The sequence below is a fragment of the Longimicrobium sp. genome (assembly GCF_036554565.1).
GTDB lineage: Bacteria > Gemmatimonadota > Gemmatimonadetes > Longimicrobiales > Longimicrobiaceae > Longimicrobium.
Genome location: NZ_DATBNB010000107.1, coordinates 1 through 13,749 on the forward strand (window position 1 = coordinate 1; position 13,749 = coordinate 13,749).

Sequence of the window (13,749 nt, forward strand, 5' to 3'; positions counted from 1 at the left end):
GATGCTGGTGAGCCACGTGAGCTGGGTGACGGGCCAGGTGCTGCCCGTGCGCGACGTGGTGCGGATGGCGCGCGACCGCGGCATTCCCGTGATCGTCGACGGCGCGCACGGCTTCGCGCACTTTCCGTTCACCCAGCACGACCTGGAGTGCGACTACTACGCGGCCAGCCTGCACAAGTGGCTCTTCGCCCCGCACGGCACGGGAATGCTGTACGTGCGCCGCGACAGGATCCCGGAGCTGTGGCCCCTGCAGGCCTCGGACGAGGCGCGCCGGGCAGACATCCGGAAGTTCGAGGACATCGGCACGCACCCGGCCGCCAACGCGCTCGCCATCGCCGAGGCGATGACGTTCACCCACGCCATCGGCATCGCCAACAAGGCGGCGCGGCTCGTGTACCTGCGCGACCGCTGGGCGAACGCGCTGCGCCGGCATCCGCGCGTGCGGCTGCACACCAGCCTGCGCCCGGGCCAGGCGTACGCCGTCGCGATGATGCAGGTGGAGGGGATGGAGGCGGGGAAATTGTACGACGAGCTGTGGACCAAGCACCGCATCATCACCAGCCCGACGAAGTGGGGCGGCGTGGAGGGCATCCGCGTAACGCCCAGCGTCTACACCACGCTGGACGAGATCGACCAGTTCGTCGAGGTGATGTCCGCGATCCTGCGCAGGCCCGCGGCAGGCTGAAGGATCTGCCTCCGCTGGTGCCTGGCGTTGGATTGCGGGGCGGGGTTGTCCCATTCGAGGGGGAACGCACGTCCCACTTTGCTCCGGCCGGCGGCGGGCTGAACTCGTAACCCGTTGTGCTGCAGCGACCCACACCAAGCCTCACCCGGTTTGCTTCTTGCCCCCGGACGGGTTCGTCACTCACCGTCGGCGCCCGGCGTGCAGCCGGAGTCCCGCCGATTGGCCTGCCCGCCTTGCCCATCACACGGCCGCCATTCCCGCGCCGCGTAGCCAGCCTCACGCTCCCACTCCCGCCACAGGAATCGCCATGAGCACGCTTGCGCCCCCCGATCTGCCGCAGGCCGCCGCCGCCGACGGGAACACCGGCACGACCACTCGAAAGGCGACGGCGTCGTCTCCAGCGGCCGCCCTGACCGCCTACCTCCAGCAAGTGCGCCGTCGCGTGGGCGAAATCTGGACGGCGCCGAGCCAGATGCCCCCTGCGCTCGTCCAGATCCCCGACTTCGACCAGCTCGTCGCCGCCGCCGGCAAGCTCGCCTCCGCGTCCCCCGATACGGCCGCCTACATCGCGTCCGTGGTGACGAAGCTGCTCGGCCGGGCGACCTCCGTGGACTGCGAGAACCCGCCCCCGACCACGCCGGTGTTTCCTGCGGACCACCGGCTTCATCTCTCGATGGGCGCGGAGTGGTACTGGATCGGCGCACATCTGGACGTGGTGAACGCCGCCGATCCCACCGACAGCGGCCGCATTGCCGTTCTCTACTCGATCCAGCGGCGGCGGGCGGTCGGGGTAACGGTCCAGGCGCTGGCCGGGTGGGACGACACGGACGCGCAGATCGCGTCGTCGCTCGGCACGGTGACGGTCGACACCACCCGGCAGAAGTCGTACGTGCGGCGGCTGCCCAACGTGCAGTGGACCGCGGCTGGCGGGTCCGCGGCGTTCAGCGTGTCGGACGAGCCGCTGCTCTTCCAGTGCGGCTCGGACTTCATCAGCGGCTCGGTCGACGTGCTGCCGCTCCAGGTGCTCATGGACGACGGCGAGACGACGCTCGACCTGACGCTGGCCAACTCCCGCATGGCGCCCGCCGACGCGTTCTTCCTGCAGGGGGGCGTGCCGGTGCCTGGCGCCACGCCGCTGCCGACGCCGGGAATCTACTACAGCTGGCCGCAGCTCGACGTCGCGGGGACCATCCGGGTCGGGGGCCAAACCTACACGGTGAACGGCGGAACGGCCTGGATGGATCACCAGCTGATGGCCACGAGCCTGGAGAATTCCGGCGACGCGGCGACCCCGGTGCCGTTCGTCGACGACCCGAAGCCGGTCAACGGGTGGTCGTGGCAGTACTTCAACCTGAAGAACGGCGACGCCTTCACGCTCGCCTCGTTCCAGCAAGGCGAACTGAACCTCACGCCGCCGGTGGGCTACGGCTATTACCTCACCCTCGACGCGACGGGAAAGAAATGGATCCCGTCGTACCTGGTTGGAGTGATGGCGCTCGAGAATTTCAAGACCTTCGACGTGAATGCCGGCGGCGGCCCGCCGGCGCAGGGAGCGGGCACGGTGTCGATCCCGACCTCATGGAGCTACCTGCTGGGCACCGTGGGTGACGCGCCGGAAAAGGTGGGGCTGATCGCGCAAACACGGAACTGGAGCGAGGGCTGCACCTTCAACGATGCAGACGGGGGGGTCGCCAGCGAACTGCCCGTGGACCTCGTCGACCTGTCGGTGGGCGGGGCGGGCGGCGGCGGCTTCGAATCTGGTACGGGATTCGGCGAAACGGTCGGCTTCGAGCCGGTCGCGCAGTACCAGGCGCGCGCGCTGGCGCATCTGGCGTCCGTGTGATCCCGGGCGGGCGGCCCAAAGAAAGCACCCTCTTCCGCGGGGTCGTGGAAGAGGGTGTTCGGGACCGCGGAGATCCGCACAGGCGCTATGGATACAGGTTCTGCACGTGCCACAGGTTCGGGTCCGCCGGGTCCAGGTCGAAGCGCTCGCGCTCGTGAAGGCGGTTGGGGCGCCCCTGCCAGAACTCGATGCGCGAGGGGATCACCCGGAACCCGGACCAGTGCGGCGGCCGCGGGATGTCGTCGCCCGTGAACCGCGCCTCGTACTCCTGCACGCTCGCCATCAACTCCTGGTATGAGGTCAGCGGCTGGCTTTGCAGCGACGCCCACGCGCCGATGCGGCTGCCGCGCGCGCGAGACGCGTAGTACTCGTCGGCCTCGGCGGGGGAGACGGGCTCCACGCGCCCCTCGATGCGCACCTGCAGCTCCAGCGGCTGCCAGAAGAAGCAGAGCGCCGCCTGGGCGTTTTCCGCCAGCTCGCGGCCCTTGCGGCTTTCCAGGTTGGTGTAGAACACGAACCCGGCCTCGTCGAACCCCTTCAGCAGCACCATCCGCACGGAGGGGTGTCCCTGGGCATCGGCCGTGGCGAGCGCCATGGCGGTGGGCTCCGGCACCTGGGCCGCCAACGCGCGCTCCATCCACTCCGCGAAGCGGCGAAAGGGCTCGGCGCGCTCCGCCGTCCTGCGTTCCGAATCCATCCGCCGCTACCGTGCGCCGCCGTTGACGATCTCGATGGGCACCCAGGCCCGCGTGTTCTCCCACTCCATCACCAGGTTCACGCGGTTGGCGCCGGGCTCCGCGTTCAGCGAGATGGTGAACTGCTCGACGGGCGCGGCCGTGCGGCCCACCTGCATGGGAATGCGCGCCAGGTCCTGCGCCTGCTGATAGACTGTGCCCCACTGCCCCGTCTGGCGGCTGACGATCAGCTGCCAGGCGCTCTCGCCGGGAAGCGTGTAGAGCGTGTAGGTGCCCGCCGGAACCGACACGTTCCCGATGCGCAGGTCGTGCTGCGTCATCAGGTGGGTGGCCTGGTTGGCGCCCGTGCGCCACACCTGCCCGTACGGCACCAGCCCGCCCATGATGGTGCGTCCGCGCGCGAACGGCCGGCCGTAATCCACCATGATGCGCCGCTCGGCGAAGACGATCTCGGCCGTGTCGCGGGGGCTGGCGGGCTGCTGCGCCGTCGCGGGCCTCGCCGCCGGGGTCGCGGCGGGTGCGGGTTGAGCGGTCTGCGCCGGCTCCGTCTGTTCGGGCGCTGGCGGCTGCTGCTGCCCGGCGCAGGCGGCCAGCGACGCGGCGAGCACCAGGGCCAGCGCGGCGGGGGTGGATGTGACGATGCGGATCATGCCGACAGCCTCTCGTGTGAGCGGTTCGTTTCGGTCAGTGGATTGTACCGGCGCGCCGCCCCGCCCGGCAAGCCGCGGTCCCGCCGGCGCGACCACGCGCACACCGACCCGTTCGGAACGCGCGATCTCATGCTGACGGAGCGGCCACGGCGCACCTGCCCGTACACCATCGCTCGCAGCGACCGACGGATCCGCAGGCTGAGGTGCGCAACGAAATCCGCGGTGCAATTCCGGCCGCGCACCATCGTCTGGATCTCCCTCGCGGACGGGTGTCAGCGCAGCTCGGCGCGAACCCGCTCCAGCGTCCACTCGTCGACGTGCGACGGGGGCCAGGCGCCCTGCCGCGCCCCCTGCACCAGGCGCTCGCCCTCGGTGAATGCGCGCTCGGCCACGGCGGGCGTCAGCATCCCCGCGCCGACGGCCTCGTCGAACTCGTCGCGGTCCAGGAGCTGGATCTCGCCATCCGCCCCGCGCCACACGTCCAGGTACAGGTCCGTCGTGTCCCAGCGGGTGCCCTCCATCTTCACCGGCGTCAGCACGTTGGCATAGACGCCGGTGAACGTGCCGTCCACCCGATAAAAGCGGCCGACGTCGTGCCACACGTCGCCGCGGTAGGTGAACCAGACGACCGGCGCGCCCGGCTCCAGCACCACCCGCCCCTCCACCGTAACCGGCTTCTTCAGCTGCGCCGCGGGGAGGTAGGTGACGACGAACAGGCCGGCGTCGTGCACGACGGCCGGTTCGAAGAGCTGCACCCGGTCCGGCGGGCGCGTGTAGTGAATGCGGACGGTGTCGCCCGGGGCGTACGCCGGCTCAGGCGGCATCGTGCCGGCCGGCGTGCTCCTGCGCATCCACCACGGCAAGGGCCGTCAGGTTCAGCACGTCCGCCGCCTCGCTCCCCCGCTGCAGCACGTGGATGGGGTGCGCCATTCCCAGCAGGATGGGCCCGAACGCCTCGGCGTTGCCCATGCGCCACATCAGCTTGTAGGCGATGTTGGCCGCGTCCAGGTTGGGAAAGATCAGCACGTTCGGCCGGCCGCGGAGCGAGGTGAACGGGTAGTTCGCCAGGCGGAACTCGTCCATCGTGGCCGTGTCGGCCTGCATCTCGCCGTCGATCTCCAGCTCGGGCTGGCGCTGCTTCACCAGCTCCGTCGCCACGCGAACCTTGTCGGACGCGGGGCCGCGGGCGGAGCCGAAGTTGGAGTACGAGAGCATCGCCACCCGCGGCTCGATCCCCACCCGGCGGACGAAATCGGCCGAGAGCAGCGCGATGTCGGCCAGGGTCTGCGCGTCGGGATCGGGGTTGACGGTGGTGTCGGCAAAGAACACCACGTCCTGCTGCATCACCATCATGTACAGGCCGGCCACCCGCCGCACCCCCGGCGCCGTGCCGATCGTTTCCAGCGCGGGGCGGATGGTTTCCGGGTAGTACATGTCCTCACCCGCCAGCAGCGCGTCGGCGTCGCCCTCCATCACCATCATGCAGCCGAAGAACACCGGCTCGTGCATCCGCTCGCGGGCCTGCGCCAGCGTGACGCCCTTGCGCTGCCGGCGCTGGTACAGCTGCTGGGCGTAGCGCTCGCGAAGCGCCTCGTCGTGGCGGAAGTCCACGATCTCCGCCCCCTCGATGTCCACGCCCAGCTCGATCGCGCGCTGGCGGATGGTGTCGGCCCGGCCCAGCAGGACGGGGCGGGCCACCTGCTCCGCCAGCACCAGGGCGCAGGCGCGGATGATCCGCTCGTTCTCGCCTTCCGGATAGACGACGCGGCGCGGGTCGCGGCGCGCGCGGCGCATGATGTCGCGCATCACCTCGCGGCCGCGGCCCAGGCGCGCGATCAATTCCGCGCGGTACTGCTCCAGGTCGATGGTCAGCCGGGCCACGCCCGTTTCCATCGCGGCCTGCGCCACGGCGGGCGCCACCCACAGCATGATGCGCGGATCGAAGGGCTTGGGGATCAGGTAATCCGCCCCGAAGCGGAAGCGCTCGCCGCCGTACGCCTTTTCCACCGCCTCGGGCACGTCGCGGCGAGCCAGCTCGGCCAGGGCGCGGGTGGCGGCCATCTTCATCTCGTCGTTGATGGCGCGCGCCCGCACGTCCAGCGCGCCCCGGAAGATGAAGGGAAAGCCCAGGACGTTGTTGATCTGGTTGGGGTAGTCCGTGCGCCCCGTGGCCACCATGGCGTCCGGCCGCACCGCCAGCACGTCTTCCGGGAGGATCTCGGGATCGGGGTTGGCCAGGGCAAAGACAATGGGCGCGTCGGCCATCCCCGCCACCATCTCGCGCGTCACCGCCCCGGCGACGGAAAGCCCCACGAACATGTCGGCGCCGCGCAGGGCGTCCTGCAGCGTGTGGATGTCGCGCGTGGTGGCGAAGCGGGCCTTGTACTTGTCGAGGTTGCCGCGATCGGCGCGGATGACGCCCTTGCTGTCCGTCATCGCGATGTTCTCGCGCCGCATTCCCAGCGAGATGTACAGCTCGGCGGTGGCGATGGCCGCCGCGCCCGCGCCGCTGAAGACGCACTTCAGCTCCTCGATCTTCTTGCCGCTGATCTCCAGCGCGTTCAGCAGGGCCGCGCCGCTGATGACCGCCGTTCCGTGCTGGTCGTCGTGAAAGACGGGAATCTGCAGGCGCCGCTTGAGCTCTTCTTCGATGTAGAAGCAGTCCGGCGCGCCGATGTCTTCCAGGTTGATGCCGCCGACGGTGGGCTCCAGCATCTCGCAGAAGCGGATGACCTCGTCGGCGTTCTTGCTTGCCACCTCGATGTCGAACACGTCGATGTCGGCGAAGCGCTTGAAGAGCACGCCCTTCCCCTCCATCACCGGCTTGGCCGCCAGCGGACCGATGTCGCCCAGCCCCAGGACGGCGGTGCCGTTGGTGACGACCGCGACCAGGTTGCCGCGCGCTGTGTACTTGAAGACGTCCTCGGGGTTCTGCGCGATGTCGCGGCACGGTTCGGCCACGCCGGGCGAGTACGCCAGCGACAGGTCGCGCTGGGTGCTGGCCGGCTTGGTGGGCACCACGGCGATCTTGCCGGGGCGGCCCTCGCTGTGGTAGTCGAGCGCGTCCTGCCTGCGAAACGACATCGGCTTCTGCTTCTTTCGGGTGGGTCCGGGTGCGAGGGGGTAGACTGGGACGGGCGGCGGGGAGTGTCAAGGAAGCCAAATGGCCGGAGAAAGACGCGCGACCCTACGGCCGGCATCCGAACCGACCAACGACGAAGGGGCGACGCTGGCCAGGGACGGGCGGCGCGGCCCGTTCCCTTTCTGTGCGCTCCAACGGCTCGCCAGGGCGATCCCTTCGTTGGCGCTCCCGTCTGCGGCCTCCGCGGGAAATACGCGATGGCGCGGAATGCAGAGCTGCTCGCGCATCGACGAACATTCTCTTGTATTCCGCGCCAAAGACGACTAGAGTTGCTGCAGAACCTGGAAGTGGCGTCGCCTCGCCCCTTCGGCGCCCCGGAGCTTCCCACCCTTGCTGGAGACCTCGGCCATGCGCCGCTCCGCGCACCTGCTGCTCCTGGCGACGCTCTTCACCACGCTCCCACTTCCCGGTCAGAATCCAGATTCCGCCGTGCCCGGGTCAGCACCCGCCGTGGCGCCTCTGGCGTCCAGTTCCACCCCGGCGGCTACCCGACCTACGGTCACGACGAAAGCAGACTCCGCTCGGGTGAGTACGCCCGTTTCGGACACCCTCGGGCCTCCGAAGGCGGTGCTCGATCCCGTCGGGCAAGGCTTTGGGCTCGTGCTGGCCAGCGTACTGATGGTAGGGGGATTGGGGTTGCTGACCTTGGCGGTACAGGGCGTCAAACGTGGCGGCGTGTTCGCGATCGAGAGCCACTGGGGTGGCTTCGGGGGCGGGCTGGGCGGATGGCGTTTCTCCGCGCCATTGGTCTACCTGTTCGCCGGGCTCGCTCTCCTGCTCATGTTAGTCATGCTCTCTGCCACTCTGCTGCGTCCGCTCGCCGCGAGCCAGGCGAAACAGCCGCGCAGCGCGAGCGCCCCCGCGCCGACCGCCGCGCGATCACTTCCGTAGGCGCCCAGCAATGCCCATCCGCCTCGTCGATTTCCCGGAGCCGCTGAGCGCCGCTTCGTGGCGCCTGGCTGGGGACACCGCGGTAATCCAATCCGATGCCTGGCGCGTGCTTACTGCGGAATTGGACCGCTACTGCCGGGGCGAGTTGGCGGGCCGCTCGTTCCTCATCTCCGGCCATCGGGGGGCGGGCAAGACAACGCTGGTCCTGAACGCATTCCAGCACGTCTGGAAAAACCGTGAGCGGCGGCAGGACGTGCGGCCGCTTCTGGTCCCCGTGAACGGCCCCGCCCTGTTCCATGCGCCCTCGGAGCCCACGCCGACGGCGCCGGACCTGCCGGCGTCCGATCAGGCGCGGCACCCCCGTGATCCCTCAGCGCCGACTGGTGCGACCGACTCGGTCCAGGCGACGGCACCCGGGCGGGATCCCGACGATGACCTCAAGCCGGCGCAGTTCGCCCTGAAGCAGATCGTGCTGGCGCTCCATCGCGCGGTGGTCGAGGAAATGTGTTCGGCCCATCGCCAGCGCGTGTTGGAGTCAACTCCTCCGAAGAGTGCGCTTCGCCGCGAGCGGCTGGAACTATCGGCGCAGCTTGAGATGGAACTGTTCGAATGCCCAATGCCCGCGCGTCTCCGCGAGTTCTGGTCCCGCGCAGGCCTGCTGGAAACAGGCGCTCTGTTCCAGGCTGGTGCCCCCATCCTGACCATCCGCCCCAACCAGGGTCTGCGCGAGCTGCTGGCGCTGGCCGGCGTTTGCGAGGCGTACTGTCGCGTTTCGGGTACCTACACCGAGGCGCAGAAGCGAAGCGAAGACGCCGCCCGCCGGGCCGAGGCCTCGCTCGCGGGCAACGCGTCCGGCCCGCTGCTGGCCCCCGTGGCCTCCCTGATCGCCGGTGCGCTCGTCGGTGTGGGCGTAGCGGCGGCCGACGGGCCAGGCGTTGCCGCGCTCGTTGCCGGGATCATGTCGTCGCTGGGCGCGGCGGCTGTCTTCAAATACTCCGCCGCACGCTCCAGTGGCCGCTCCGTCACGCGTGAACTCAGCTTCATGCCCGACCTGTCCGTGCGCACGCTAGACCGCTTCGTTCCGCTTCTGGTGCGCCGGCTAGTCAACGCTGGCCTTGCGCCGGTTTTTGTCGTCGACGAACTGGACAAAGTCGAGAACCTACCCGAGCGTATGGTGGAGTTGCTCAGAGGGCTCAAGAAGATTTTCGCCGAGACGGCCTTCTTCTGCTTCGTCACCGACCGGGAATACTTCGAGGAGCTCCGCCGGATCACGAGCGACGGCGCGTATCCTCCCGCATCCACTTACTTCAGCCACCAGCTCTTTATCGTCTACGCGCACGACGACCTGCACCGGTACCTGGCGGTCCGCCTGAAGGCCGTGGAGGGTTCTCCGTGACCCAGCGCCCCCGCAAGGGCTCCGGGCGGAGCCGCGCACCCGGCACAACGGCGGGTCCGACCGTCGCCCCCGCCCCCGCTCCCGATCCGCGCACTTCCGCGGCCGAGCCGCCTGCCGCACCCGTGACTGTGGCGGGCGTTCCGCTCGCGGAGCCGCGCCGCCGCGGGGCGCACGCGATCTCGACGCTGTGGGCGGCCGTCGCCGAGGTAGTCGTGCGCTGGAGCGACCGCCTGAAGGCGGCGGCTACGAGGCAGCCGCACCAGCGAGCCGCCGCTCTTCCTCCGCGCGCGACGACGGATCTGCTGGAAGTGGTTCCGGCCGGCGGGCAGACCCCGGCGGAGGAGGGGGGCGGCGGCACCCTTGGGGATGATCAGGACGACGCGCGCATTCTGCCGTTCGTGCTGCTGCACCGCGCCCGCATGCACGCCGTGGATCTGCGCCGCGCGCTCGATGGGTTTCGTGGACCAGACGGCTACCTGGCCCTGCGCCGCGGCGAGGTGCGTACGCGGATGGTGTACCGCCTGGATGTGATGGTGCAGGTGGCGGTGGAATTGGTGCTCGGCCGGCCGGCGGTGCAGGAGAAGCTGGCTGCCGAGCCCGAGTTCCGGCGCTTGGTGCACGATGCCGTCTACTACGTTTCGCGACACTGGGCCGGTAATCGGTGCGTGGACATGAGCGCAGGCGGCCGCGCAGCCTTCACTCAGGAGATGCAACGACGGATGTACGATTCCATGTCGGCGTCGGCGCATCCGGCAGCGGTGCTGGCCCCGGTGGACATCGACTTCCTGTTCGAGCAGGCGCGTGCCGTCGCGCACCTGCTCTCCGACCGCCGCGAGTTGCGTATGCGCTTCAATGCCGAATGGCGGGGATACCTGGACGCCGACGACGACGCAGCGACGGCGGAATTACTGCGCGGGACGATGGGCCTCGACGGCCAGGTGGATCCGCCACTCTACTCCCTCACGCCTGACCTGTACCACTGGCGCTACGACCGAAGCGGGCGCACCCTGCCGGTAACCGCGGGTGTGGAGCTGCCGGATCCCGAGGGCGATCCCGAGGTGGAGGCGCTCTTCATCCGGCGCTTTCGCAGGGCTATGGCCGAACTGGTGCCGCCGGAGCCTGCGTACCCGGTGTCTGCGCGCGTGGATCTCGCGACGCTGGCAGCGGAATTTCACGTGCTCGCCCCCTCTCCGGCGTGGAGCGAAGTGGAATCGGCGGTCAACGCGCTGCTGGACGGCTCGCCGACACCGACGGAGCGCCGGTCGCTGGGCACCGAGGTGCGCCAGTTCGCTCAGGTGTTGCGCGAGCGGGCCGACGTGCTGGCGATGGCATTGCTGGCCGGGGCTGCGGTGGGGCAGGCGGGGCGGGGAACACCAGAGGAACGGCTGTCGCGTGGTCTGCGCGTGCTCTCCGAAGCCCATCGCTTCGCCGGCCAGCCTCTGGCGGAGCTGGCGGTCACGCTGCGTGGCGTTCGCGACGGATTGCGCCGAGTAGGGCTGGTGCAGGGCCCAGACCCCCGTCTCCCCAGCCTGGAAGACGACCAGAGCGTGGGTCCCTGGAGCCGTGCCCTGAACGACCAGCTCACCGCGATACGCCAGGTCCGCGTAGACATGCCGGCGATCCATACCGAGGCCGATGGCTCGCGGCGGTCGCGGATCCGCGACTACCTGGCCACGGGCGCACGCACGGAGCCTCGGGTGGAGGAGTTGCTGTTGATCGTCCGCGGGGACGCGGGAGCGACGGTCAAGCTGAACTTGGCAGAGATGACGTTGCGCGACTGGAGCACGCTCGCGTACGCCTCGTTGGTAGGTTCCGCCGGGGACGCATGGCTGGGGGTAGCGGCGCTGTCCGCACTGGGATTCCGGACACAGGCCTGGGGCGACTTGGTAACCTGGTTGGTGAAGATGGGGATGCTCCCGTCCCGGACGGAGGTGACGGATGTTCCGGGGATCGCCGTCTCCCCAGCCGATCAATGCGTCGTGGTGGTTCGGCGCAAGGACCACCCGTTGTCCCGCGCGTGGGCCCCGGAGCCTTCGATCCCGGCGCTAGTGCTCACACTGCAGGAGGCGAGATCCGTCCTTCAGCGGCTCCCCCGAAGCGATGCCACGTTTCCGCCGCTTGGTCCACCGCTCGGCGTGCTCGCGTTCGAGATGCCGCTGGAGGAACGAGATGCAGATGCGGCGCTGCTCAAGCTGTTCCGGCGACGTTTGCCGGAAGCCGCCGCGCCGCGCGTGATCTACCTCTACGCCGACCGGCCGACCGAACAAGCCAGAGGGCTGTACGTCGCCGCACCACGCGGGGTTGCGGACCTGGCGCCGGACCCCAGCCCCGCAGCATGATGGCCTGCGGCGGTACTTCGCACCGTAGCGGGCTGGGTTCAACGTTCAAGGCATGATAACTCACACCATTCCATCAAGAGCCCGCTGCACGCCGGGCGAGGAGGCCGCTGCTTTATGGTCCAGATCGAAATACGAAACCCGTCCGACTACCCCCGGCCGCAGAAGGAGCGGCACGCGTGTGAGTACGTCTTCATCCCGTGGGAACGCATCGTCTCCGCAGATCCCGAGCTTGCGCCCGGCGACCTGGGCGTGGTGACGCCCGATGGCTCGCCAGTCCCCTCCGGGCTGATTCCGCTCGCGTCTGCGGACCAGGTGCTCGCCGTTCGGATAGACGAGCCGCTTCTTCCGGCCCAGGACCAGAAGACACCGTATCGACTGGGACTCGGTCCCTCGCGGGGCGGGGGCGAAGAGGAAGCTCCCCTGCTGAAGTTTGAGCGTGAGGGGGAGCCCGAGGGCACGGCAGAGCCCCGGGAAACGGTCGCTCCAGGCGCGATGGAATCGGTGGTTCGCGTTCGGATGGTGAACGAGTTGCTGAACGTATGGTTTGACCTTGGCGACCACTACGGAAAATCCTGGTTCGCAGGCGCGGCATCGAGCGTTCAGTTCAAGGAATTGGAGGTCCTGGACGACTTCCGCATAGACCCGTTTCAGCACGACCACGAAAAGCGCTGCATGCAGATCGACCGGATCATGGTCTCCCGCCCCGCGTGGGAAGACTCTCCGGTCGTGGAATACGTATTGTTTACGTCCCGCTACACCCTGGTGGACTACACCTACAGCCCCGTGGCCGCCAGCATTACGATTGCCTCTCCCGCCCTGGATTACGCGTACACGGACCCGTTCGCGGGCTCACCTCGCGCGCTGGAATGCCGGTTATATCGGCGCCTGACGCTGTTCGGGGGAGTAAACTACGTTGTGGAGGAAGTGTGGATGGAGGGTGAGGCTCGGGAAGTGCCCGCCCCCGTGCATCTGAATTTCACGGCGCGGTACTTCAGTTACATGGAGATGGGACAGCCGCCCCATGTGACCGTCCGGGAAGGCGCACCCGGGTGGAGCGCCATCAGCATGCCGCATGACCCGCGACAGGGCTATGGTTTCGCGACCGAGGCCCCGATGGGGGGAGTACGAAATCCCCACCCGGGCTATCCGAATCCCGACCTGGAGCACCGCAGCTTTTCGTGGGAGGTGGGCCCCTGTCGGGGCTACCGATGCGTTCACTTGTTCCAGCGTTCGTCGCCCGGCGAAATCCTGGAGCACACCTCCCGTATCTGGAGCGAGCTGATCATCGAACCCCTGGAAGTTGAACTCATCGAGCCCGGTGCAACGGGTGGATGAATCGGCATTTGCAGGATCGCTCGAATGCGGCGGTCGCGGCGTATGGAACCCGTGCTGGGCCGTTCCATCATGCAACCGGTAAGCATGGTCTTTCCGAACCCGCAGTGCGGAATGCGCCTGCCCCGAGCCCGGGGGAAACGCGCAAATCGTTTCGCAACCGATTTACGGATTTGCCCGCGGCTGGTCTGAAGCGTGGCTTGCTGGATGGCGCCTCGTGTTCTCTCCACGCCGGTCCCGGCCCGGGGGGCCGCCCGGGAGCCCCCACTTCGCCACTGATGTTCTCCGACCCGGGTTGGACGACCCGCGGCGCCCGCAGGTGCCGGGGCTCGGTTCGTCGGGCCTGGATGATTTCGAAGGGGACCCCGCGCATGGCAGCGAATCGTCCGGAATTGCGCCTTATGGTTGATGAGGGGGAGGCGCGTGCCCCCGCTCTCCAGCCCGCCGTTCACCCCGGCGGGCTCCCCGCCGGACCGTCCGGCCTTTCCGGAGGAAACCCCATGAACCGCGTCACCCTCCTGCTCCCCGCCCTGCTGCTGGCCGCCTGCGCCGACCAGCCGTCCGCCCCCTCCGCCGCCGCGGATGCCGGCGCCCTCTCCTCGGCCTCCGCGGCGGATGGATACATCGTGGTGGTGAGCGACGGGGCCGACCCGCGCGCCGTGGCCGCGTCGGCCGGGGTGAGTCCCCGCTTCGTCTACACCGCCGCCATCAACGGCTTCGCCGGAACGCTGAACGCGGGGCAGCTGAACGCGCTGCGCCGCAATCCGCGCGTGGAC

The 13,749-nt window shown here is 69.2% G+C and carries 10 protein-coding genes and 1 pseudogene; 7 read left to right on the forward strand and 4 right to left on the reverse strand.

Annotated elements, in window-relative coordinates:
- Both VIB55_RS02895 and VIB55_RS02900 read left to right on the forward strand, forming a co-directional pair.
- The coding region (locus tag VIB55_RS02895; RefSeq protein WP_331875160.1) for an aminotransferase class V-fold PLP-dependent enzyme at positions 1 to 685 on the forward strand (685 nt) is incomplete at its 5' end.
- A gap of 307 nt (positions 686 to 992) precedes the next feature.
- Positions 993 to 2,528: a lipocalin-like domain-containing protein gene (locus VIB55_RS02900; protein WP_331875161.1), complete on the forward strand. Its 1,536-nt coding sequence runs from the start codon at positions 993 to 995 to the stop codon at positions 2,526 to 2,528.
- A gap of 85 nt (positions 2,529 to 2,613) precedes the next feature.
- Here VIB55_RS02900 and pdxH read toward each other — a convergent pair whose 3' ends face one another.
- The 4 genes from pdxH to VIB55_RS02920 all read right to left on the reverse strand — a co-directional run bounded on the left by pdxH (position 2,614) and on the right by VIB55_RS02920 (position 6,957).
- Positions 2,614 to 3,225 carry a pyridoxamine 5'-phosphate oxidase gene (gene pdxH, locus VIB55_RS02905; RefSeq protein ID WP_331875162.1) on the reverse strand — a complete coding sequence of 204 codons (612 nt, stop codon included), beginning with the start codon at positions 3,223 to 3,225 and terminating at the stop codon, positions 2,614 to 2,616.
- Positions 3,226 to 3,231: 6 nt separating this feature from the next.
- On the reverse strand, positions 3,232 to 3,873 hold the full coding sequence (locus tag VIB55_RS02910) for a DUF2911 domain-containing protein (protein ID WP_331875163.1): 642 nt from the start codon (positions 3,871 to 3,873) through the stop codon (positions 3,232 to 3,234).
- A gap of 272 nt (positions 3,874 to 4,145) precedes the next feature.
- Positions 4,146 to 4,697 carry a DUF402 domain-containing protein gene (locus tag VIB55_RS02915; RefSeq protein WP_331875164.1) on the reverse strand — a complete coding sequence of 184 codons (552 nt, stop codon included), beginning with the start codon at positions 4,695 to 4,697 and terminating at the stop codon, positions 4,146 to 4,148.
- On the reverse strand, positions 4,687 to 6,957 hold the full coding sequence (locus VIB55_RS02920) for an NADP-dependent malic enzyme (RefSeq protein WP_331875165.1): 2,271 nt from the start codon (positions 6,955 to 6,957) through the stop codon (positions 4,687 to 4,689). The genes VIB55_RS02915 and VIB55_RS02920 overlap by 11 nt, the downstream gene beginning before the upstream one ends.
- Before the next feature lie 625 nt (positions 6,958 to 7,582).
- Here VIB55_RS02920 and VIB55_RS02925 point away from each other — a divergent pair.
- From VIB55_RS02925 to VIB55_RS02945, 5 genes and pseudogenes are all read left to right on the forward strand, one after another.
- On the forward strand, positions 7,583 to 7,906 hold the full coding sequence (locus VIB55_RS02925; protein ID WP_331875166.1) for a hypothetical protein: 324 nt from the start codon (positions 7,583 to 7,585) through the stop codon (positions 7,904 to 7,906).
- A gap of 10 nt (positions 7,907 to 7,916) precedes the next feature.
- Positions 7,917 to 9,302 (forward strand): hypothetical protein, encoded by a 1,386-nt coding sequence (locus VIB55_RS02930; RefSeq protein ID WP_331875167.1) that lies wholly within the window; start codon positions 7,917 to 7,919, stop codon positions 9,300 to 9,302.
- Positions 9,303 to 9,424: 122 nt separating this feature from the next.
- A complete protein-coding gene (locus tag VIB55_RS02935; RefSeq protein ID WP_331875168.1) occupies positions 9,425 to 11,641 on the forward strand; it encodes a hypothetical protein in 2,217 nt (738 codons plus the stop codon).
- A 114-nt stretch (positions 11,642 to 11,755) separates the two neighbouring features.
- Entirely contained in the window at positions 11,756 to 12,976 is a 1,221-nt protein-coding gene (locus tag VIB55_RS02940) for a hypothetical protein (RefSeq protein ID WP_331875169.1), read from the forward strand.
- A gap of 497 nt (positions 12,977 to 13,473) precedes the next feature.
- Positions 13,474 to 13,749: pseudogene (locus tag VIB55_RS02945) on the forward strand (S8 family peptidase); the annotation flags it as partial.

Bases quoted from the DNA above. Each gene is read 5' to 3' on its own strand.
- VIB55_RS02910 (WP_331875163.1), bottom strand. From the start codon at position 3,873: ATGATCCGCATCGTCACATCCACCCCCGCCGCGCTGGCCCTGGTGCTC.
- VIB55_RS02920 (WP_331875165.1), bottom strand. From the start codon at position 6,957: ATGTCGTTTCGCAGGCAGGACGCGCTCGACTACCACAGCGAGGGCCGC.
- VIB55_RS02940 (WP_331875169.1), top strand. From the start codon at position 11,756: ATGGTCCAGATCGAAATACGAAACCCGTCCGACTACCCCCGGCCGCAG.
- VIB55_RS02915 (WP_331875164.1), bottom strand. From the start codon at position 4,697: ATGCCGCCTGAGCCGGCGTACGCCCCGGGCGACACCGTCCGCATTCAC.
- VIB55_RS02930 (WP_331875167.1), top strand. From the start codon at position 7,917: ATGCCCATCCGCCTCGTCGATTTCCCGGAGCCGCTGAGCGCCGCTTCG.
- pdxH (WP_331875162.1), bottom strand. From the start codon at position 3,225: ATGGATTCGGAACGCAGGACGGCGGAGCGCGCCGAGCCCTTTCGCCGC.
- VIB55_RS02900 (WP_331875161.1), top strand. From the start codon at position 993: ATGAGCACGCTTGCGCCCCCCGATCTGCCGCAGGCCGCCGCCGCCGAC.